Here is a 21,498-nt window from a genome sequence, read left to right as displayed (position 1 = left end):
CATGGATGGGCACAGGACCTATTTCAACGCCGTGGATTGGGACGCCTTGCAGAAGGACCATCCCATTGGCGATGATTTTGTGCGTTTTGCCACACAGACCAGCCGGGATGCGCTGACGGCCCATCAGAACCGGCTGTTTCTGCGTTGCGTCGCGCGTGCCTGGGCCACGCCGTTTTATCAGCGTCTATGGGGAAAGGCTGGCATCGAAAAGGGGGATATCCGCTCCATCGAAGATCTGCCCCGGCTGCCCAGCTTCGACAAGTCCGACATCATGGCCAGCCTGGATATCGCGCCGCCCTTTGGCGATTTTTCCGGTTTCAACACCTACCCGGATGGCCACCGCCCGCCGGTGATTTTCCACACCACCAGCGGCACGACGGGCAAGCCACAGGTGCTTCTGTTCGGGGCCAAGGGGCGGGAGGCGCAGAACCTGTTGCTGGGCCGGCTTTACCGGTTCCAGGGATTGCGGCCCGATGATGTGATCCATTCCGTCTATGGTCACGGCATGATCAATGGCGGCCATTATGTGCGCGAAAGCGTGGTCCACTGGACTTCCGCCATTTTCATGTCAGCGGGGACCGGGGTTGAAACCCGTTCGGTACAGCAAATCCAATTGATGAAGGAATTCGGCGCCACCGTCATCGTGGGTTTTGCCGATTACATCAAAAAGCTGGCAGAGGTGGCGCGGGAGCAGGGGCTGGACCCGGTGCGCGATCTGAATATCCGCATGATCTCCGGTCATCTGGGCCGGGAGGATAAGGAAAGCCTTTCCCGTGCCTGGGGTGGGGCCACGTGCTTCGACTGGTATGGGGTTGGTGACACTGGCTGCATCGCCGGCGAGGGGCCGGATCGCGATGGTCTTTATGTCATGGAAGACGCCCAATATCTGGAGGTCTGCGATATTGACAGCGGCAAGCCGGTTGCCGATGGCGCCCTGGGCGACATGATTGTTACCTGCCTCTACAAGGATGATATTCACCCCATCATTCGCTTCAACACCCATGACGTCACGCAAGTCCGCACCGATGCCTCTTCCATCGGCGTGGTTTACAAGCGTATTGAAGGTTTCATGGGCCGGTCCGACAATATGGTGAAAATCCGGGGCATCAACATCTTCCCACAGGCCGTTGGGCCGATGCTGGATGGGGTGCCCGGCATCACCGGCGAGTTCATCTGCAAGGCGGTTCGTGATGCTGGCGGCCGGGATGACTTCATCGTTATCGCCGAAACCAGTGCCATTGGCGATGACCGCCAGGGTGTGGCCGAACAGTGCCGCGCGGTGCTGAAGCAGAAGATCGGGATTGAGGTGGCGGTGGAACTGGTGGACCATCGTGCCACCGCGGCCTTGACCCAGATCGACGTGCGGCAGAAGCCGGTGCGCCTGATCGATGAACGGTTCAAACAGTGATGACGGCCCCGTTCAATCCCAGCAGCACCGGTGCTGCCGATCTGGCATCGCTCTACCGGCAGGGCGACACCGACCCGGTCGCCGTCACCCGTGCCTATCTGGATCGGATCGCTGATCTGGATGGGCAGGTCCGGGCCTACAATCAGGTATTGGGGCCGGCGGCGCTGGAGGCGGCAGCGGCATCGGCCCACCGCTGGGCAGCAGGGCGGCCCCTGTCGGCGCTGGATGGGGTGCCCATCGCGGTCAAGGCCAATATCGCGGTCGCCGGTGCCTTTTGGCATGCCGGCATCGGGGCCTACCGGGACCGGGTGGCGGCGAAGGATGCCGATTGTGTGGCGCGCCTGCGTGCGGCCGGCGCCCTTATCCTGGGCACCGTTAACATGCATGAAGGGGCGCTTGGGGCGACCACCGACAATGTCTGGTTCGGACGCACCCAGAACCCGCTGCGCGCTGGCTTCACCCCCGGCGGGTCCAGTGGCGGATCGGCGGCCTGTGTTGCGGCGGGCATGGCGGCGGCGGCCCTGGGGTCCGATACGATGGGATCGGTACGGATACCCAGCGCTTATTGCGGGCTTGCCGGATACAAACCGGCGCGGCGCGCCATCAGCCTGGATGGCGTCATTCCCCTGTCCACCACCCTGGACCATGTTGGGGTGCATGGGCGGACCGTTGCCGATTGTGCCCTGGTCGCCGCCCATGCCGGTGCGGTTTCCCCGCGTGGCCCGGCCAGCCTGTCTGGCCTGCGCCTGACCGCGCCCGACTGGCGGGCGCGCGTCGATGCACCCGATAACATCTGGGCAGCCCGCGACAACGCGGCGGCGCGGTTGCTGGCCGGCGGCATGACCCTTGTTGACGCAGACCTGCCCGACTATCAGCCGGGACAGGCCCGCCGCCTGGGCCTGCTGGTATCAGAGGTGGAAGGGCTGAACGCGCATGCGGCACAGTTGGCCACTGGCGATGACGGTTTTTCCGCCGAATTCCTTGGGCTGCTGCGGTGGGGCGGTCAACAGCCGGCGACCAAGGTGGCGGCGGCCTATCAGGGGTTGGATGCCATAAGGCTGACGGGCCTTGCCTGGCTGGACATTGTGGATGCCGTGCTGTTGCCCACGGCCCCGCAAACGGCCTTCTCCTTCGCCGATCCTGTACCGGCCAATCAGGCGGATTTTACCGCGTTGGCCGATTTTATCGGTTGCCCTGCTGTGGCGGTACCCGCCGGGCTGTCGCCTGATGGCTTGCCGCTGTCGGTGCAGGTCATGGGCCGCGACGCCGCCACCGTTCTGGCCGTTGCGTCGGCTCTTGAATAAGGGTGTGGGCCGGGGCTGGCCCCCGGCCCGACTGCCCCGTTTAGTTCCGCTTGATCAGATATTGATCCTGGATCATCCAGCATCGGATTGGATCGTTTGCGCCGGTATGGCGGCGGCAAAGGCCGCCGCGATGTTGGCCCGGCTGGTCACCCAGACATCGGGATGGCGCTTCACATGATCCAGAAAACCCTGAAATGCCCCGATGCGCCCCGGCCGCCCGATAATGCGCAGATGCAGGCCCAGACTCATCATCCGCGCCCCTTCCGTCTGCGCTTCGCGGTACAGCCAGTCGAAACTGTCGATGGCATATTGTTGCCAATCGCGCGGTGTCAGCGACGGTGACAGCCAGAACTTCATATCATTGCTGTCGATGGCATAGGGCAGAATGACCAGCGGTTTGGTCGTTCCGTCGGACAAGGCCACCTGATCCCAGAACGGGAAATCGTCCGAATAATCATCCATGTGATAAGAATAACCTTCTTCGGCCAGCAGACGGCGTGTGGCTTCCGTGTGCAGATAGCGCGACAGCCAGCCAACCGGCCGCTTGCCGGTGGTTTTCTCAATCGACTGCCAGCCGTCGCGGATAAACTGCCGCTCCCGGTCTTCCTTCATCCAGAACTGATGTGTCCAGCGATGGCCATGGCAACAGACTTCATGGCCCTGGGCCACAATCTCTGCCGCCAGGGCGGGTGCGCGTTCCAGGGCCACGGCAGCGGCGGTGAAGGTCGCCTCCACGCCATAGTCTTTCAGCAGGCGCATCACGCGCGGGGCGCCGGCCTTGATACCGTACTGGTAATTGCTTTCATTGCCATGCATGCGGATGGGTTTGGCCACATGCACGGACAGTTCGTCCACCGGTTCCGGCCCCTTGTCGCCGTCGCGGATATTCTGCTCGGCCCCCTCCTCGACATTAACGACGATGGACAGGGCCAGCTTCGACCCGTTGGGCCAAGTGAAATCGGCGGGTGCGGGCATTTCATCCTCACGCATCTGAACAGAAAAGGTTGACGGTGGGGACCGTCAGTGCGGTTCCTCGCCGCCCGACACATTCATGCTTTCGGCCGTGATATAGCCGGCATCATCGGAACAGAGGAAGGCGACGGCGCCCGCTGTATCATCGGGCAGGCCGGGGCGGCCCAGCGGAATCCGGTTCTTCATCGCCTGGAGATAGTCTTCCAGCGACAAGCCCAGTTTCTGGCTGAAATACTCATTCTGCCACGCGCCCAAACCCGTGGTCACATGGTTGGGGCAGACATTATTGACGGTGATGCCGTGCGCGCCCAATTCGATGGCGGTGGACCGAACCAGACCGACCAGCCCATGTTTGGAGGCACAATAGCCGGCAGCGAAGGGGAAACCCGACTTGGCCGCCTGGCTGGCGATATTGATGATGCGCCCACCTTTTGCGGCGGGCACCATCACTTCTGCTGCCGCTTTGATACCGTTGAAGCAGCCGGTCAGGTTGACATCAATCACGGCCTGCCACTCGGATGCTTCCAGGTCCAGAAGCGGCTTCATGATATAGCCGATCCCGGCATTATTGACCCAGAAATCCAGTCCACCCAGTTCCCCTGCCGCAAAGGCCGCCAAAGCCCGCATCTGGGCCAGATTGCGCACGTCGCAGGGGAAGGTTTCCACCCGCGATCCTGTGCTGGCGGCAATCTCCGCTGCCAGGGCCTGCATTTCCGATAACCCGCCGATCATGCTGTCTGGCGTGGCGGCATCGGCGGACTTGCCAATATCCGACAGTACCACCGAGGCCCCTTCGGCCGCCAGGCGACGGGCAATCGCCTCGCCCAACCCTTTGCGCCGACCCGATCCGGTGACGACGGCAACCTTGCCTGCAAAACGCTTGGTATCCGCCATATCCGCCCCCGTCAGCCCAGCTTGTCGGTCAGGATAAAGGTAACATCGGCCATCTCCTGAAACTGCGCCGCGATCTTCTGCATGGTTTCAGTGGCGATATCGCGACCGAACTGCTCCATGTCGGCCACGTCAATAATCTCAATATATTGGTAGGGCGGCGGCGCCTCACTGCCCAGCGTGACCGCAGAGCGGAACACGGTGAACTCTGTGATCGACGGCAGGCCGTTGACGGTGGGAAGGTCCGTCGTGCGAGCCCATTCCTCATAGGCGGCGCGGTCGATGCCGGGTTTAAGGTTGAACAGGGCGATGATGCGCGTGGCCATGGGTTTCCTCTGCCTCGAAACGGGTTAGGATGGGCTTGCAGGAATTATTGATATAACATTATACCAAATACAAGCGCCTTGTTGCCGCCTCTCTTTCAAGGACCCTCCGATGAACAAACGTATCGTCCTGGCCCGGCCCACCGGCCCTTCACCGGTGACCGGAGATTTCCGCGTGGAGGAAGCTGCGATGCCATCACCCGGCCCCGGTCAGGTGCTGATCCGGGTCGATCATGTGTCGCTGGACCCCTATATCGCCAGTTCCCTGCGCGGCCGTCACATGTCCGGTGGCGTGCCGGTAGGGGGCGTCATTCCGGGAGAGGCGGTGGGCACCGTCATTGACAGCCGGGGTGAGGGTCTGGTGGCCGGTGACCGGGTGATCTGCCGTGCTGGCTGGCAGCACTTCACTGTCGCCGACATTGCCCCGCCGGGGGTGGCGCAGGGCCCGCTCAGTCTGGCGGCACAGAAGATCACGGTGCCTGATGGCGTCTCCTACACGGCACTGCTGGGGGTGCTGGGCATGCCGGGTCTCACGGCCTGGGCCGGCACGATCAAAATTCTGAAGCCCATACCCGGCGATACTTTTGTCGTGTCCGCTGCGACCGGCCCTGTCGGCGCCACCGCCGGCCAACTGGCCAAACGCATGGGCGCACGGGTTGTCGGGATTGCCGGTGGGCCGGAAAAATGCGCCTTCGCGGTGGAAACACTGGGCTTTGACGCCTGTGTTGACCATCGTGATCCAGATTGGGTGGCAGCACTTGCCGCCGCCTGTCCGGATGGGATCGACTGTTATTATGACGGGGTGGGTGGCCGTATCCTGGAAGGGGTGCTGGGCCACCTGGCCATGGGCGCCCGCATTGTCCTGGTTGGCATGATGGAACAGTACAAGGCCCCGGCCCCGCTGCCCGGCCCCAATCTGGTCCCCATTATCAAGTATCGCGCCACTGTTGACGGGCTGGTCGTCTATGACCACTGGTCCGATATGGCCAATTTCCGCCGCCGTGTCGCGCCGCTGGTCCGTGATGGCAAGGTGATTGTGCGCGAAGAACGGGTCGCTGGTCTGGAAGCGGCCCCCGACGCCCTGATCCGCCTGATGGATGGCGGTAACTTCGGCAAGATGGTTCTGGATCTCTGAAATCACGCGCCGGTGCGCCCCCGCGCACCGGGCATGGAACCGCCGGCGACGATGGTCACGGGTCGGTTCTGATCAATAAATCATAGCATGAGGCTTCGAGGATGAGCAGCGCTCCCCCCACCGTTCCGCGTATCGACAGCCCGACCTTCCTGGTTCTGGCCTATGACATTGCCGACAGCGCCAAGGCCCTGGCCCTGCGTGATGCACATATGGAGGGTCATCTGGGCCATATGGAGGCCAATTGGACCCGCTATGTCAGCGCCGGCCCGATGCGGACCGACGATGGCAAGGGCTTTCTCGGGTCCATGTTCTTGCTGAAAGCCGCTGACCGCGCCGATGTGGGCGCCCTGATGATCGGCGATCCGTATTTTCGCTGTGGGCTTTATGACAGGGTGGAGGTGGTACCGGCTGTGGTCGCCATCGGCACTGCCATCGGCGGCCGCATCTGGGCCAGCGCAGATCAGTTGAAGGGGGCGCCGGCCACAGCGGTGTCAAAGGGCTGATGCGGGCGGGCGGGACGTCGATGGCAGCATTGCTGACTTCCCGCCTGAACTCTGCTATCCTGTTGCCCTTGCTCTTCCGTTTTATGCCCACCGCAATTCGGAGCCATCGGCTTTCGGAGCCCGATCCCTGCGCTTGCTGAAACAGACCCCGTTTTTCTGTTTCACACTGTTGCATTTGCCCACGCATTCGGAGTGAGGCACTCAGCCACTCCGAATGCGTGCATGTGCCATTGCACTTACCCTGTTCCTGGACCGATCAATGCTCAACGCGCCGTTCCAGGGTCCAATCCCAGCGGGACGTGGGCATCTGGTCCAGGCCTTGTGGCTGGCTGCTGGCTTTCCAGTCCAGATAGGTCTCGCCAATCTCACGGGCTGCTTCCTTCAGATCAGGAAGATAGCGGTTGGCAAACACCGTCTCCGTTACCGCCTTATCCATGAAACGCATGCCGACCACCCCGAGCAGGGCCGAGCCGGCGTAAACCGGGACAGCGGCAGTGGATTCCCCGCGATATTGCCGGATGCTGACGGCGTAGCCGGATTTGCGGATGCCCGCCAGCAGCCTTTCGATAACGTCGCGCTGCCGACCAGCCCCCTCCATCTCTCCGCCGGAACCCAGGGCGATATCCAGCAGGGCGGCGCGCTGTGGGGCAGGGCTGAAGGCCAGATAGGTGCGACCGGATGCGCTGTTCAGCAGCGGCAGCCGCACCCCGGCACTGTACCGTTCCAGGGCCAGGGGGCTGTGTTTGTCGGTGGTGTGGCGGACCAGCATGACATTGCCCTGGTTCGTGCTGATCGACACCGGCCAGACGAGTTTGCGGCCCAGTTCGCCCAGCAGCGGCTGGGCCACATCACCGATCCAGGCTTCGTCGTCATAACCATCGGACAGACCGCGGACCAGCACGGTCAGGCGGTACCGGTCGTCCGACCCGTCACGCACCGCATAGCCGGCTGAACAGAGCGTTTCCAGAACGCGGTATGCGGTGGTCCGCGGCAGGTCGATTGCGTTGGCCACATCCGTAACCGTCACGCCGTTGCGGCTGTTCAGCACTTGCAGAACATCCAGTACCCGAAGCATCGCCCGAACAGGTTTGATCTTGTCCATTCCCGAACCTCCTGACGCGCCAACTATCTACCGACCGCACCGATCATGACGGCGAATTAGAACTGTAACCGAACAATATGCTTGTTTGTCCACCTGTCGGATAAGCCCGGCGACAGACAATGCTGTTCCGGGGGTATTCCCAGGTTTTTGCCGGTGCGCTTTGCACCTTGCATAATCGCCTGCCGGACAAAGAAGCGGCAAATGCCCGCTAGGCTTACATTTTTCAGGCCTGTGGGCACGTCCGCCGTGTGGACAGCGGACCGCAGGTGCCTATCCAGGTGGCACGGACAGCCCGCCTAATCCGTCGTGACGCCGATGATGGGTCGGCTGTCAACGAATCGAAGGCTGAAAATGCCCATGACAAAAGCGAGAATAACGATCGTCGGTGGTGGCATTGGCGGGTTGACGGCAGCCATTGCGCTGTCACGCCAGGGTTTTGCTGTCACGCTGTTGGAAGCTGCCCCCGTTTTTGCCGAAATTGGCGCCGGTGTAACCCTGTCTCCCAATGCCATGAAAGGATATGTCTATCTGGGGTTGGCGGAGCAGATTGCCGCTGCGGGGGTGGAGCCAGCCCGGCAGCGTATCCAGCACTGGCAGGATGGGCGCCTGCTCCGCGCCATAGACCGTTGTGACATGCGGGCGCGATTTGGGGCGCCCTATGTCTATATTCACCGCGCCGATCTGCACGCCATTCTGGTGGCGGCAGCGCAAACAGCGGGGTGCCGCCTGCTGACCAATGCTGGTGTTGTTGCGGTGGAAGGTACCTCCGCCGTGCTGCATGACGGGCGCCGCATCGACGGCGACCTTGTCGTCGGCGCCGATGGTCTGAAGTCGGTGGTCCGCCGCCTGTTTGAACCGGTATCTGCGCATTTCACCGGGCATGTCGCCTGGCGGGCATTGGCGCCCGTGGAAGGCGCATTAAAGGAGCTGGTGGATTGGCCCGGTATGCATATCGGTCCGAACCGTATGGTGGTTCGCTATCCGGTGCGCGGGGCCAAGATCATCAACATGGTGTTCTTTGCCCGCCAGGATGGCTGGACTCAGGATGGCTGGACCATTCCGGCCGAACGGTCCGACCTGGAGACGACCTTTGCCGGTTGGGCACCGGAGGTTCAGACGATGATCGCCGCCGTACCGGAGGGCAAGGTCTATAAGTGGGCCATCAACGCCCGTCGACCGCTGGATACCTGGGTCCTGGATGACAAGGTGGTTCTGCTGGGCGACGCCGCCCATGCCATGACGCCGTTCATGGGCCAGGGTGCTGCCTGCGCCATTGAGGATGCCATCATCCTGTCGCGCGCCCTGGGTGACAGCGCCAGCACGGGTGAGGCGTTGCGCCGCTATGTGGCGGCCCGCCATGAACGCGCGACCTTCATCCAGTTGGAGTCCAATGCCAATGCCGATCGGATGCAGGCTGCCAATACCGAACTGTTCGGTATCGAAGGCCTGCGTAACGAGGATACGCTGGGCCTGCTGGATTATGATTGCTGTACCGTTCCCGTCTAATCGCAGGGAAGCCAACCGATGACGCTGCAAACCCTGCCGTTCGACGGCCTTGCTGTTTCCGCCATGACCCGGGCCTTTCTGGCTGAACACCATGGGCTGTTCATCGACGGGCAGTGGCGCCCATCGCTGTCGGGTGCCACTCTCAATACTGATGATCCCGCGACCGGACTGCATCTCGCCACCGTGGCATCGGGCGGCGCAGGCGATATTGACGCAGCCGTACAGGCCGCGGCACGCGCCTTTAACGGTCCTTGGTCGCGGTTGAAGGCGCGGGAACGGGCGGGCCTGCTGGTCCGGCTGGCCCGACTGCTGGAGCGGAACGCCGATTTCTTCACCGAACTGGAAATTCTGGACAATGGCATGCCGCGCTTCATCGCCGGCCTGACCGTGTCGAACTGTGTGGAGATGTTCGATTATTACGCCAGCGCCATTCTGCGCATCGAGGGGGTGACCACCACCCCGCCGCCGCACGTGACCGCGGATGCAGAAGCGCTGACCTACACTCTGCGCGAACCCGTGGGCGTGGTCGGCCTGATCGTGCCCTGGAATGTGCCCGTCTCCACCCTGACCTTGAAGCTGGCCCCGGCGCTGGCGGCAGGCTGTACCGTCGTGGTCAAGCCGGCGGAGGAAACACCTTTGTCAGCCCTGGCGCTAGCGCGCTTGCTCCAGGAGGCGGGGTTCCCCGATGGGGTGGTCAATATCGTCAATGGTCCAGGCGAAACAGCAGGCGCGGCGCTTTCGACCCATCCGTTGATCGATAAGATCAGCTTCACGGGCTCCACGGAGGTGGGGCGCAAGATTGTGCAGGCTGCTGCCGGCAACCTGAAAAAAGTCAGCCTGGAACTGGGTGGCAAGTCACCTGTGGTGGTGATGCCGGATGCTGACCTGGAATTGGCTGGTCCTGGCGTCTCCATGGCAACCTTCTTCTTGCAGGGCCAGAACTGCATGGCCGGCACCCGGATCTTCGCCCATGCGTCGATCCATGATGAACTGGTGGCGCGGATGAAGGCCTTTGCGGGTTTTCTCACGCTGGGCCACGGGCTGGATGCCGGTCATAATTTCGGTCCCCTGATCAGCGGACCGCATGCGTCGCGCGTGCTGGCCCATGTGGACAGGGCGTTGGCGCAGGGGGCGACGCTGGTAACCGGTGGCTCGGCGCTGGACCGGCCCGGCCATTTTGTGCCGCCCACCATCCTGACCGATGTCCGGCCTGACATGGATATCTTCCGCGACGAAGTGTTCGGCCCCGTCATGGCGGTCCACCGGTTTGAGACGGCGGATGTGGAAGAAATCGCCACACTGGCCAATGACAGTGTCTACGGCCTGTCGGGGTCTGTTTGGACCCGCAGCCTGTCCACCGCGCATAAACTGGTGTCGCGCATCCGGTCAGGGCAGGTGTCCATCAACTGCCACGGCGCGATTGCGACCAACATTCCGTTTGGTGGATACAAACAATCCGGCTGGGGCCGGGAATTCGGACGAGAGGGGCTTGACGCCTATCTGGAAACAAAGGCGGTCACGGCGCGGCTGTGACGGCGCGCTGCTCCCTCGCCCCGATCGGTTGGGTTTCGCTTCCGCCCCGTCGCCGGTCGTTTTTTGCCGGATGGCCCTAAACGCACCCTTCACCGGTGCCATTGTGCTTGGTCAAAGGTACCGGGACCCCCGTAGCGATGGACGGGCTGGCCAGCCGCTCTTTCAACAGATCCCAGGAGAATGAGCGACCCCTTGACGCTATCCGTCAGGTGGACACTGCGGGCTGCATTGTTGTGAAACGCTCAGCAAAGGAATTAGCTGAACCGGCAGGCAGATATCCGGCTAACAGGCTGATCGGGTCATCACAGCGCAGGTAAAGCTCATAAGCTCGCGCAGACCCCAAATGATGAGCAGCCGCCAGAAAACGGGAACCTGGCGCCGAAAATAATGCCGCTCGAAATGACCGTAAAAATCAAGGGGGCTTCATGTACCGTTCCAAAATCACTGCGTTGGCCACCTCGGCATTGGTCAGTGCATTCGCTGCGTCTTCTATGGTCCCGGCTGTACTGGCGGCAGAAGGCGATCTGGTACTGGAAGAGATCATCGTTACCGCCCGTAAGCGCAAGGAGGACATCCAGACTGTCCCTATCGCTATCCAGGCCTTGACGGCGGACGATCTGGCGGAGCGCAACATCACCAGCCTGACGGAACTGGCCAACAATACGCCGGGTATCTCTGTCACCAACATCACTGGTGGCACCTTCACCAATGTCTTTGTGCGTGGCTTGGCCCCCGCTAATTCCTCCATCGATCTGAATGTCGAGGCTAATGTCGGTGTATTCATCGACGGCATCTACCAGACCAGCCGCAATACGGCCGATGTCCTGGGCACCGTCGATATCGCCCAATTGGATGTGGTGAAGGGTCCGCAGAGCGCACTTTATGGCCGCTCCACCTTCGCCGGTGCCGTTGGCATCACCACAGCCCGTCCCGGCAGCAGCCCGGAAGGCAAGGCCACTGTCACGATTGGTAACAATGGCGATTATCGCGGCAAGGTGTCCTTGTCCCGCCCGATCATCGAGGACAAGCTGGCCGGGTCCATCACGGCGACCTGGTCCACCTATGCCGGTGAGTTCAAGAACAATTTCGATTTGAATGACAAGCTTGGCGGCTACGAGAAGCGCGGCGTCTCCGGCGCCTTGGTCTTCACGCCGACCGAAAATTTCACGGCGACTTTCACGGGATTTGCGACCAAGTCTACTTCGGAATTGCCGGGCCTGTCGCTGAACCCGGTGACGACCCATAATTGCGGTGGCTTCAACACCCAGTCGCAGGCTTTCCTGCTCTATTGCGGCAAGATCCCCACCAACCTGCCGATTGATGTCACCGCCACGATCCCGGAAAGCGTTTCCAAGTCCCGCCAGGGTGCGCTGGAACTGGAATATGAATTCGAAAATTTCTCCGTTGTCAGTGTCACGGGTGTTACGGCATCGGAGGTCTATGCTGCCAACGATTCCGATGTCTTTGGCAATGGCGCGCTCTATGGGGTCTGCACGGTGGGGACCACCTGCGGTGCTGCCACCGGCAGCTACACCCGCACGGTTCGTGCCAACTCCATGCTGGTCAGCAATGATGAGGTGGTGACGAAGAGCCAGGAGATCCGGATTCAGTCGCCCGATAGCAACCGGTTCCAATGGCTGGCCGGGGCCTTCTTCTTCCAGTCAAACGTCGACAGCAAGTCCTGGGCCGGCACCACCGCGCCGGGTCTTGGCGCCAATGAGCGGCTGGTGCAGGTCCTGCCCGGTTTGCCGGTCGGCACCGGCCCGATGGCCGCATTGGCCAATCCCGGTCTGATCCTGGACCCAACCGTCGTTGCCCGGCTGGCCAGCCAGAATTACAAGCAGAACATCACCCGCTCCGTGTTCGGTTCCGTCGGGTATGAAGTTACGGATGGTCTGCGCGTCGCCGCCGAAGGCCGTTACAATATCGACCGCAAGACCGACCGTTGCACCCTGACCTTCTTCAACGCCTTTGGTCCCTGCGTGGCTGGTCAGCCGTTCCGGGGCGAATTCACCAGTTTCACGCCGCGCTTCACCATCGACTACAAGGCCACGGAAGATGTCTTCCTGTTTGCGTCGGCCGCCAAGGGTGTACGCTCGGGCGGTTTCAATTCGCTGGCCGGTTTGTCCGATAACGAAAAGACCTTCGACGAAGAAACCAACTGGACTTATGAGGCCGGCATCAAGTCGTGGCTGTTCGATCGCCGCGTTATGCTGAATGCCTCGGCCTTCCGTGTGAACTGGACCAACCTGCAGCTTTCCACCTTCTCCCCCACCGCGTCCGTCGCACAGGCCATCATTATGAACGCCGGTAAGATGGAGACAAACGGGTTCGAGGTGCAGACTGAAGTCAAGGCGACGGACATCGTCTCGGTTGGCGGTTCGGTAACCTACTCCGATCCGAAATTTGCCAAGGGCACCTATGATCCGGCCTATTCCTCGCAGTGCGGCAACCCGTCCACTGTCTGTGATCTGGTCACCATTACGGGCCGTGGTGTTTTCGCCTCCATCGCGGGCAACCGTCCAGCCCGGTCGGTGAAGTTGCAGTATAACCTGCACGCCACCGCCGACGTGCCGGTTTCCGCCGACTGGACACTCGCCGGTCGTGTAGACGTCAATTATACCGGCCCCACTTATGTCAACAGCCTGAACCTCACCACCTTTGGTGAGCGGACATTGACCAACCTGCGGCTGGCTCTGGAAAGCGACACCTACTCCATTGCGGCTTGGGTCACCAACCTGACTGATGAGGAGTACAACGCCAACATCATTCAGCAGCCGCGTAACTACAATGTCGGCACCCAACGCATCTTGGAAGTCTACCATGGCGAAGGCCGTCGTTTCGGCGTCACGGCTTCTGCCAAGTTCTGATGGTGCACTGACATTTCCCCCGGTCCGCAAGGCCGGGGGATTGTTGTTTAAACAGGTGGAGAACGCGCTTATGACCCTCCGTCAGCCAATCCTGTCCCGCCGTTCCATTGTGGGCGGTATGTTGGCCGCTGTTCCTTTGCTGGCGGCCCCGCGCGGTTGGGCCAACGGGCCCCAGACCGTTGACGTCGTGGTGGTCGGTGCCGGTCTTGCCGGCCTGAACGCCGCCGCTATGCTGGAGGAACAGGGGCTGGTGGTGCAGGTGGTGGAAGCGTCCGACCGGGTCGGTGGCCGTCTGCGAACCGGCCGTGCCGAAGGCTATCAGGCTGAACTGGGTGGCAGTGAGGTGGGCGCGCTGTATGGCCGTGTCCGTGACGCTTGCGCCCGGCTGAATGTCGGGTTAACCACCAAAGGGGCCAAGGGCACCGATTTCCTGATCCATGTGGATGGCACCAGCGTGCTGCCGGCTGATTGGTCCAAATCAGCCGTCAACCAGACGCGCGGCAAGGAACGCGATTTCCTGCCCTATATCCTGCAAAACCGCCTGATGCATGATTGGCTGCCCTTCAAACAGACCAATGCCTGGTTGTTGCCCGAAAACTTGCAGTTCGACATTTCCGCGGCCGAGTTGATGCGGTCCAAGGGTGTGTCGGAGGCGGCGATCCGGCTGGCCGATATCGATCTCAATGGCGCCAGCCTGGAGGGGGTGTCGGCCCTTTCCATCTTCCGTGACATGGCCCGCGCCCAGGTGGAAGGGTTCAAGGACCCCAACAAGCCACAATATGGCGGTGCGTCCCTTGCCTCCGATCGCAGCTATATCGTCGGCGGGGCTGACATGCTGCCGCGCGCCATGGCTGCTGCGCTGAAGCTGCCTGTGCGCCTGAACAGCCCGGTCATCGCCGTCGATCAGACGGGGGATCAGGTCAAGACCCTGTTGGGCAATGGGGACGTACTGACCAGCCGGTTCATGGTCATGGCAGCGCCGTTCAGCGCTGTCAGCCGCATCCGGTTTACGCCGGGCCTGCCCGATGCACAGGCGGACGCCATCGCTGGTGCGCGCTATTCGGCAACCACGCAGTTCCATTTCAAGATCAACAAGCCCTATTGGGAAAAGGACGGTCTGCCTCCCTCGATCTGGAGCAACACGTCCTTTGAACGTGCCTTCGCATTGAAACACCCGGAAACGGGTGCGATTGACAGCATGATCGTTTGGGTTAATGGCGACGGGGCCACGCGCTGGGACGACCGTGATACCGCCCGGCAGGTGGAACTGGTGCTGGCCGAACTGACCCGTATCCGTCCCTCCATGGCCGGCGCTTTGGAGTATAAGGTTGGGTACAGTTGGGGTCGTAACCCGTTCGTCGGCGGTAACAAACATTTCTACGCGCCGGGTCAGGTGAAACGGTTTGCCGCCGATATGGGCAAGCCTGCGGGTCGCATCCATTTCGCCGGTGAACATCTGCGCCGCCTGGAACATGGCATGGAAAGCGCCATGGAGACGGGCGAGGCTGCCGCACTGGAAATCATGGAAAAGATCTGACCGGCCGCATCGAGGCCGCAGAGGGATATCGTCGATGGAACATCGTGACGTGAACCGGCCGCTGGACAAGATCCTGGCCTATGGCTTGCCGCTGCTTGTCCTGGTGCATGACCTGCTCACCATGATCCTGTTGCGGTCAGACAAAGCGTCCCCGATCCGCGAAGAGCTGCGCGGCTGGCATTATTTCCTGGGCACGGCCTTGTTCCTGTATGCCGTGATGCGTCTCTGGCAGTGGCTGAAGGGACGGGCACCGGGTCCACAGGTGCCGCTGCCGCCGCGCGCCAAAGCCTGGGTCATGGCCCTGGTCAACGCCACCTACCTGATGTTCTTTGCGGCCCCGCTGCTGGGCGTGCTGGTGGTCTGGAGCCACGGGATGGACCTGCATTTGGGGCCCATCCCCATCCCGGCCCTGTTGGGGGAGAACCGGGAGGTCTGGCTGTTCACCGGCTATTTCCATTCCGGTGTCAGTACCAGCCTGCTGGTGTTGAAGCTGGCCGCCCTGCTCACAGCGGTTTGGTTCCTGTTCCGGCATGGTCGCGGCCTGTTCGGCGCCTTTCCGCCGGGTTTCGGTCTGTTCGTGCTGCTCAGCTTTTCTTCCTCCGTTTTTGCGCTGTCGACTTTCAAGTCGTATGAGCGGGGGCCGGGCGCGGTCGCCATTTTCCTGTGTATCTGCGCTGCCATCTGGGGCCTGTCTTGGCTGATGCGGCGTGGTCGGGTGACGGCGGTGTCTGATCCCGGCGCGGTGCGTGGTGTCGTACCGGCGGTTCTGGCGGCGGTGGCGATCGTGGTTCTGGGCATGTACGGTCCGCATATGCTGTTCCGCGTCTCTCCCTTCGCACAGGGGCAGCGGGTGGCGGCGGCGGCCCATGTCACCTCGCATGAAGCGCCCTTGATCATTGAGCAGTTGCCGCCGGAAACCGACTTCGAGCGCAAAGTGCGGGCGGAAACCTTCAAGTGGTGCACCTTCTGTCACACGATGAACAAGGGCGGGGCGCACATGGTCGGCCCCAACCTTTACGGCATCATGGGGCAAAGGATGGCCACCGTGCCCAACTTCCCCTATGGCGACAGTCTGGCCGCCCGTGGCAAGGCGGGGGAGGTCTGGACGGATGAGAATCTGGCGATGTTCCTGGCCAATCCGGATGCTTTTGCCCCTGGTACGTCCATGGTGGTGTCGTCCGGTAACATCACCGATCCGGAAACTCAAAGGGCGCTGATCACCATTCTGAAGCGCGAAACGGGGTCGGCGGCGCCCGATTAATCCGATCATTCATCAAAGGATGTCCCATGGTCCCGGTCTGGAAAGCCTATGTCGATATTCCGGCAGGGCAGATGCATCTGCGTCGGGTAAAGGGAACGGGTATCCCCTTTATTCTGCTGCATCGAACCCCCGTCGATAGCAGCAGCTTTACCCCCGTGATGACCAAGCTGTCAAAACGGGGGCGCACAGCGATTGCCATTGACACTCCCGGTTTCGGGCAGAGTTTTCAGCCCGACGGCAATCCATCAACCACAGATTATGCGCGCTGGTTCTTGGAGGCCATCAATGCCTTGGGCATTGACGATTTCCATCTGGTTGCCCATCACACCGGAACGCATTTTGCCGTGGAGTTGGCCTTGCTGGCCGACGCACGGGTGCGGTCATTGACCCTGTCGGGCGTGCTGCATGCCGATGCTGCCGAACGCACGAAAAGTCGGGCGGATATCGGCCTGGCCCCGCCGGTGGACAGCGACGGCCTCTATGCCGCCGACACCTGGAAGATCATCCGCTCCTTCTATTGGGATTACGATCCCGCCTTGGTTCACCAGGAATTCCTGGGTGCGTTGGGCAGCCCAAAGGGCCGCAATCAGGCCTTCGATGCCATCTTCGCCCAGGATTTCGCCGCGACTTTGGCGCGCGTCACCTGTCCGGTGCGGGTGGTTCAGGCGTTTGATGATCCATTGTCATTCATGCTGCCGCGCGTTGCGGCCAACCATCCCGATATCCCGGTAAGCCTGATTGGTCCGGCGGGCATCGCTGCACCTGAACGTCAGGCACCAGCCTTTGTTTCTGCTCTGCTGGCCCATGCCGTGGCCGCAGAGACCCTATCCGACCCCAAGGAAAATACCATGACCAGTCGCCGCTTTCTGTTGTCCGCCGACGGACAGTCGTTCCGCCTTCGCACTGAAGACGCCCCGGTACCGACCCCGGGGCCGGGGGAGGTGCTGGTGCGGGTGCGGGCCGTGTCGATCAACCGGCGCGACATCATGATCAAAAAGGGCTTCTATCCGGTCAATGGGGCCAATCATTTCGTTCCCGGTTCGGATGCAGCGGGCGAGGTTGTGGCCGTCGGTGACGGTGTGGAGTCGGTAAAGCCAGGCGACCGGGTTTGCTCCACATTTTTTCAAAACTGGCCGGGGGGGCGTATCAATTTTGCGGCCTTTGCCTCTGCGCTGGGTGCTGGCGGTGTCGGTGTTTTTGCCGATCACGTGCTTTTGTCGGAAACCGGTGTGGTGTTGGCCCCAGAGGGTTGGAGCTTTGAGCAGGCGGCCACCATCCCTTGCGCCGCCGTCACGGCTTGGTCGGCCCTGTCCTCAGTGTCCCAGGATGATTGGGTGCTGATCCAGGGGACGGGCGGGGTGGCGCTCTATGGCTTACAGATCGCGGTGGCGGCGGGGGCCAGGGTCCTGGTCATCAGTTCCAGCGATGCCAAGCTGGAGAAGGTTCGGGCCATGGGAGCTAAGGCCACAGTTAATTACCAGACCTACCCGGACTGGGATGGGGAGGTTCAGCGCCTGACAGGCGGCGGTGTGCAACATGTGCTGGAATTGGGCGGGGCCGGGACATTGGCCAAGTCCATCCGCGCCACTGCGGCGGGCGGGCGTATCGCCCTGGTGGGGGGGCTGGATGGGTTCGGTGGTGACATTTCTGCCGCCGATCTGGTGATGGGCGTCAAGACCGTGTCCGCCGTCGCTGTGGGCAGCCGCGCTGATCACCTGGCGGTCACTGCATTCCTCGCCAAACATGCCATCACACCGGTCATCGAGCGGACATTTGACGCCGACGAGATGGCAGAAGCCTTTGCAGCAGCGGATGCCGGCGCCTTTGGCAAGGTGGTGGTCCGCTTGTGATGGCCACAGGGTACGGCCACCAAAGACGGATCGGGTCGGTGCCCGACAGATCAGTGTCGGCTGTTGGATACCAATGCCGTCAACCAACGCAGGGAGCGTGACATGAAACTGAGCGTGCTGCGAAAGGCTCTGGTTGGCACCGGGCTTGTGCTGTTTGTGTCTTGTGCAACCCTTGCTCAACCGACCGCGCCGGCAGGGGCGGTGCTGGCAGGGGATGATGCGTTGCGGGCGCAATACACACTGCCCAATTCGCGCTTCATGAATATTGATGGCACCCCTGTTCACTATGTTGATGAAGGATCGGGCCCCGCCATTCTCCTGCTCCACGGCTCTTATTCCAGTCTGCGGCAATGGAATGTCTGGGCGGCAGAACTGAAAAAGAAGTATCGCGTCATCCGATTCGATATGCCGCCCGCCGGTCTTTCCGGGCCTTCAGCCCACGGCAATTACACGACTGAAGACAATTTCCAACTGATTGACACGCTCACCCAGCGGTTGGGTGTCAACCGCTTCATGGTGATCTCCACCTCAACAGGTGCCATCACCGGCGTCGCCTATGCGTCTCTGCATCCCAACAAAGTGATCGCGCAGGTTTTCGGCAATGCCGTGGTCGGCCCCTTCAAATATGACCCTTCCAAGCTGTCCGAGGATTTGAAAAAGGCCCTGGCAGAGGCCGCCACGCATCCAGGCTATCATAAGCCCGAGTTCTGGCGGCAGATCCTGCTGGCCAATATGGAGGACAAGACCAAGGTCACCCCGGAACTGGCGCAGGAATGGACGGATTTGAACAACCGGGCACTGCGCATGCCGACCAAGGCGACCAAACCCTCCTTGACCCGCACCGCAGAGGATCTGAAATCCATCCGCGTACCGACGCTGGTGCTTTGGGGGGCGGAAGATCATGAGATGGGGCTGGAGCATGCCGAGGCCGCCATGGCGCTGCTGCCAGGACCCGACAAGCAACTGATTGTAATGCCAGGTTGTGGGCACATGATGCCGCCGGATTGCGCCGGTGATGCGCTGGCGAAGGCCATGCCCTTTATTGATCGCGTTCTGCAGGCTGCAAATTGATCGGGGTGCGAATGGTATCCCTCAATTTATCATTGCAAGCCGGGTGAGACGCCGCGGTGCTGGAAGCGGAGCGAACATCCGCACAGCGGTCAATCCATCGCCCCCTCCAGGATGCGGGTCCAGTATTCCGCTATCAGCAAAGCAACAAGTTTCACGCTTCCAAAACAGGGGGATGCGATGGGTTTCCGCTTGGGCGTCGATGTGGGGGGCACCTTCACCGACCTACTGCTGTTCAATGATAAGACCGGCGCCTTCTGGCGTCACAAGACCCCCTCCACCCCGGCCGACAGTTCGGTGGGTATCTTGAACGGCGTCACGGCCATCTGTGAGAAGGCTGGGATCACCCCAGCCGACGTTGAGTTCTTCCTGCACGGCACGACCGTCGCCACCAATGCCGTGCTGGAAGGCAAGGGCGCCAAGGTCGGGCTGATCGTGACCGAAGGGTACCGTCAGATTATGCAGATCGCGCGTTCCTTCGTGCCGGGCGGTCTGGCCGGCTGGATCGTCTGGCCCAAGCCGGAACCGCTGGCCCGGTTGGAAAACACGGTCGAGATCAAAGGCCGCATGGACGCCCACGGCAACGAACTGCGCCCCATTGACGAGGCCAATATCCGCGAGGCGCTGCTGCGGCTGAAGGAAAAGGGCGTGGAGGCGGTCACCGTTTCCCTGATCAACGCTTATCTGAATGGCGCGCATGAGAAGCGCGTGGGTGAACTGGCGGCCGAAATCCTGCCCGGCGTGCCGGTGTCTCTGTCTCACGAGGTCCTTCCCGAGATGCAGGAGTATGAGCGCACGTTGACCACGGTGGCTAATGCCTCGGTCCGGCCCATTGTCGGGCGCTATGTCCGCAATCTGCGTGAAAAGCTGAAATCGGCGGGCTTTGTCGGCTCGCTGTCGCTGCTGCGGTCCGATGGCGGTCTGATGTCCTCGGAAAAGTCCGAAGAACATCCGGTGTCCTTGCTGATGTCGGGTCCGGCTGGCGGCGTGACCGGTGCTCTGTGGGTGGGGGCCAATTCCGGTATCCGCAACATCCTGACGCTGGATGTGGGCGGCACCTCCACCGACGTTGCCCTGATCGAAAATCTCGACCCGCGCCGGGTGCGCACGACAGAGGTCGGCCATCTGGCCGTCCGCGCCTCGTCCCTGGATGTGAAGACGGTTGGTGCCGGTGGTGGTTCCATCGCCTATGTGCCCGAACTGACCAAGGCGCTGCGCGTTGGCCCGCAATCAGCCGGTGCCGTGCCAGGGCCTGTCGCCTATGGCAAGGGCGGCACGCTGCCCACCGTGACCGACGCCAATGTGGTTCTGGGCTATCTGCCCGAAGCCCTCTTGGGCGGTACGTTCAAGCTGGACCGCGAAGGGGCCAAGAAGGCGGTGCAGAGTATCGCCGACACACTCGGCATTGACCTGTACGCAGCGGCGCGCGGTATCATTGATATCGTGAACGAGAACATGTTCGGTGCGCTGCGCATGATCTCGGTCCAGCAGGGCTATGATCCGCGCGATTTTGCCCTGATGGGCTTTGGTGGCGCTGGCCCTCTGCATGTCAATGCTGTGGCCCGTCTGATGGGATCATGGCCGGCGGTGTCGCCCGTGTCTCCCGGCGTGCTGTGCGCGCTCGGTGATGCGACCACTCGTATGCGCACGGAAACCGCGCGTTCCTTCTCCCGCCGGTTTGATGAGACGGACGAGGCGGAAGTGATCGCCCTGCTGGAGGCGATGGCCACCCAGACGCGCGACGAACTGAAGGCCGAAGGCATCCTGGATGCCGATATTACCAGCCTGTTCGAAATTGATGTCCGTTACGAGGGGCAAGCCTTTGAAGTGCCGCTGTCCATCGACCCGGAAACCCTGCGCCGGGACGGATTGGTCGCTGTGGTCAAGCGGTTTGACGAGGAGCATCACCGCCTGTTCACCTTCAACATGCCCACCCCGCATGAGTTGGTAAATCTGCGCGCGGTGGCCCTGGGCCCGGTGCTGGACCTGCCCGCCGCTGAACTGCCCAAGGGCAATGGCGACCCGATTGCGGCGAAGATCCGCGATCATGAGCTGTGGATGGATGGAAAGATGGTGCCGGCCGTCATTTATGACCGGTCACGGTTGAAGGCTGGCGACCTGATCCAAGGCCCCGCCATTGTTATCGAAATGGACAGCACGACGCTGATCGAGGCCGGTTGTGACGGCCTGGTTGACCGCGTCGGCAATATCCTGATCAACCCGCGCTGAAGGGGA

General features: G+C 61.8%; 16 protein-coding genes. 12 read left to right on the top strand and 4 right to left on the bottom strand.

Annotation, left to right across the window (positions count from 1 at the left end):
* Position 1 precedes the first annotated feature (1 nt).
* Both CHU95_RS20990 and CHU95_RS20985 read left to right on the top strand, forming a co-directional pair.
* The gene (locus CHU95_RS20990) at positions 2-1,408 is read left to right on the top strand and encodes a phenylacetate--CoA ligase family protein (RefSeq protein WP_094458300.1); all 1,407 of its coding nucleotides are present in this window, start codon (positions 2-4) and stop codon (positions 1,406-1,408) included.
* Positions 1,408-2,712, top strand: a complete 1,305-nt coding sequence (locus CHU95_RS20985) for an amidase (RefSeq protein WP_094458299.1) — start codon at positions 1,408-1,410, stop codon at positions 2,710-2,712. Before CHU95_RS20990 ends, CHU95_RS20985 begins: the two co-directional genes overlap by 1 nt.
* 72 nt (positions 2,713-2,784) lie before the next feature.
* Here the strand turns inward: CHU95_RS20985 and CHU95_RS20980 are convergent, their stop codons facing one another.
* From CHU95_RS20980 to CHU95_RS20970, 3 genes are read right to left on the bottom strand one after another with little or no spacing between them, the layout of a single operon-like run.
* Complete coding sequence (locus tag CHU95_RS20980; RefSeq protein WP_094458603.1) at positions 2,785-3,687, bottom strand: polysaccharide deacetylase family protein; 903 nt, start codon at positions 3,685-3,687, stop codon at positions 2,785-2,787.
* A 45-nt stretch (positions 3,688-3,732) separates the two neighbouring features.
* Positions 3,733-4,578: an SDR family NAD(P)-dependent oxidoreductase gene (locus CHU95_RS20975; RefSeq protein WP_094458298.1), complete on the bottom strand. Its 846-nt coding sequence runs from the start codon at positions 4,576-4,578 to the stop codon at positions 3,733-3,735.
* 11 nt (positions 4,579-4,589) lie between these two features.
* A complete protein-coding gene (locus CHU95_RS20970) occupies positions 4,590-4,901 on the bottom strand; it encodes an REDY-like protein HapK (protein ID WP_094458297.1) in 312 nt (103 codons plus the stop codon).
* Between the two features lie 109 nt (positions 4,902-5,010).
* Between CHU95_RS20970 and CHU95_RS20965 the strand changes: the two genes are divergently transcribed.
* Together CHU95_RS20965 and CHU95_RS20960 are read left to right on the top strand one after the other, a co-directional pair.
* Positions 5,011-6,033, top strand: coding sequence for an NADP-dependent oxidoreductase (locus tag CHU95_RS20965; protein ID WP_094458296.1), 1,023 nt, complete (start codon positions 5,011-5,013; stop codon positions 6,031-6,033).
* 101 nt (positions 6,034-6,134) lie between these two features.
* Positions 6,135-6,536, top strand: coding sequence for a YciI family protein (locus tag CHU95_RS20960; protein ID WP_094458295.1), 402 nt, complete (start codon positions 6,135-6,137; stop codon positions 6,534-6,536).
* Between the two features lie 256 nt (positions 6,537-6,792).
* Here the strand turns inward: CHU95_RS20960 and CHU95_RS20955 are convergent, their stop codons facing one another.
* Complete coding sequence (locus tag CHU95_RS20955) at positions 6,793-7,638, bottom strand: helix-turn-helix domain-containing protein (RefSeq protein ID WP_094458294.1); 846 nt, start codon at positions 7,636-7,638, stop codon at positions 6,793-6,795.
* A 351-nt stretch (positions 7,639-7,989) separates the two neighbouring features.
* Between CHU95_RS20955 and CHU95_RS20950 the strand changes: the two genes are divergently transcribed.
* The 8 genes from CHU95_RS20950 to CHU95_RS20915 all read left to right on the top strand — a co-directional run bounded on the left by CHU95_RS20950 (position 7,990) and on the right by CHU95_RS20915 (position 21,492).
* On the top strand, positions 7,990-9,144 hold the full coding sequence (locus tag CHU95_RS20950) for an FAD-dependent monooxygenase (RefSeq protein WP_207762572.1): 1,155 nt from the start codon (positions 7,990-7,992) through the stop codon (positions 9,142-9,144).
* 18 nt (positions 9,145-9,162) lie between these two features.
* Positions 9,163-10,677 carry an aldehyde dehydrogenase family protein gene (locus tag CHU95_RS20945; protein ID WP_094458292.1) on the top strand — a complete coding sequence of 505 codons (1,515 nt, stop codon included), beginning with the start codon at positions 9,163-9,165 and terminating at the stop codon, positions 10,675-10,677.
* A 425-nt stretch (positions 10,678-11,102) separates the two neighbouring features.
* A complete protein-coding gene (locus tag CHU95_RS20940; RefSeq protein WP_094458291.1) occupies positions 11,103-13,547 on the top strand; it encodes a TonB-dependent receptor in 2,445 nt (814 codons plus the stop codon).
* A gap of 70 nt (positions 13,548-13,617) precedes the next feature.
* Positions 13,618-15,084 (top strand): flavin monoamine oxidase family protein, encoded by a 1,467-nt coding sequence (locus CHU95_RS20935; protein ID WP_165772293.1) that lies wholly within the window; start codon positions 13,618-13,620, stop codon positions 15,082-15,084.
* A 34-nt stretch (positions 15,085-15,118) separates the two neighbouring features.
* A complete protein-coding gene (locus CHU95_RS20930; RefSeq protein WP_094458289.1) occupies positions 15,119-16,345 on the top strand; it encodes a c-type cytochrome in 1,227 nt (408 codons plus the stop codon).
* Between the two features lie 26 nt (positions 16,346-16,371).
* Positions 16,372-18,195, top strand: a complete 1,824-nt coding sequence (locus CHU95_RS20925) for an alpha/beta fold hydrolase (protein ID WP_094458288.1) — start codon at positions 16,372-16,374, stop codon at positions 18,193-18,195.
* 102 nt (positions 18,196-18,297) lie between these two features.
* The gene (locus CHU95_RS20920; RefSeq protein ID WP_094458601.1) at positions 18,298-19,266 is read left to right on the top strand and encodes an alpha/beta fold hydrolase; all 969 of its coding nucleotides are present in this window, start codon (positions 18,298-18,300) and stop codon (positions 19,264-19,266) included.
* Positions 19,267-19,443: 177 nt separating this feature from the next.
* Positions 19,444-21,492, top strand: a complete 2,049-nt coding sequence (locus CHU95_RS20915) for a hydantoinase/oxoprolinase family protein (RefSeq protein ID WP_094458287.1) — start codon at positions 19,444-19,446, stop codon at positions 21,490-21,492.
* The last annotated feature ends 6 nt before the right edge of the window (positions 21,493-21,498 follow it).

The sequence above is a fragment of the Niveispirillum lacus genome, assembly GCF_002251795.1.
Lineage (GTDB): Bacteria > Pseudomonadota > Alphaproteobacteria > Azospirillales > Azospirillaceae > Niveispirillum > Niveispirillum lacus.
The sequence above is the reverse complement of the archived record's forward strand: the minus strand, read 5'-3'. Positions and strand labels throughout refer to the sequence as shown.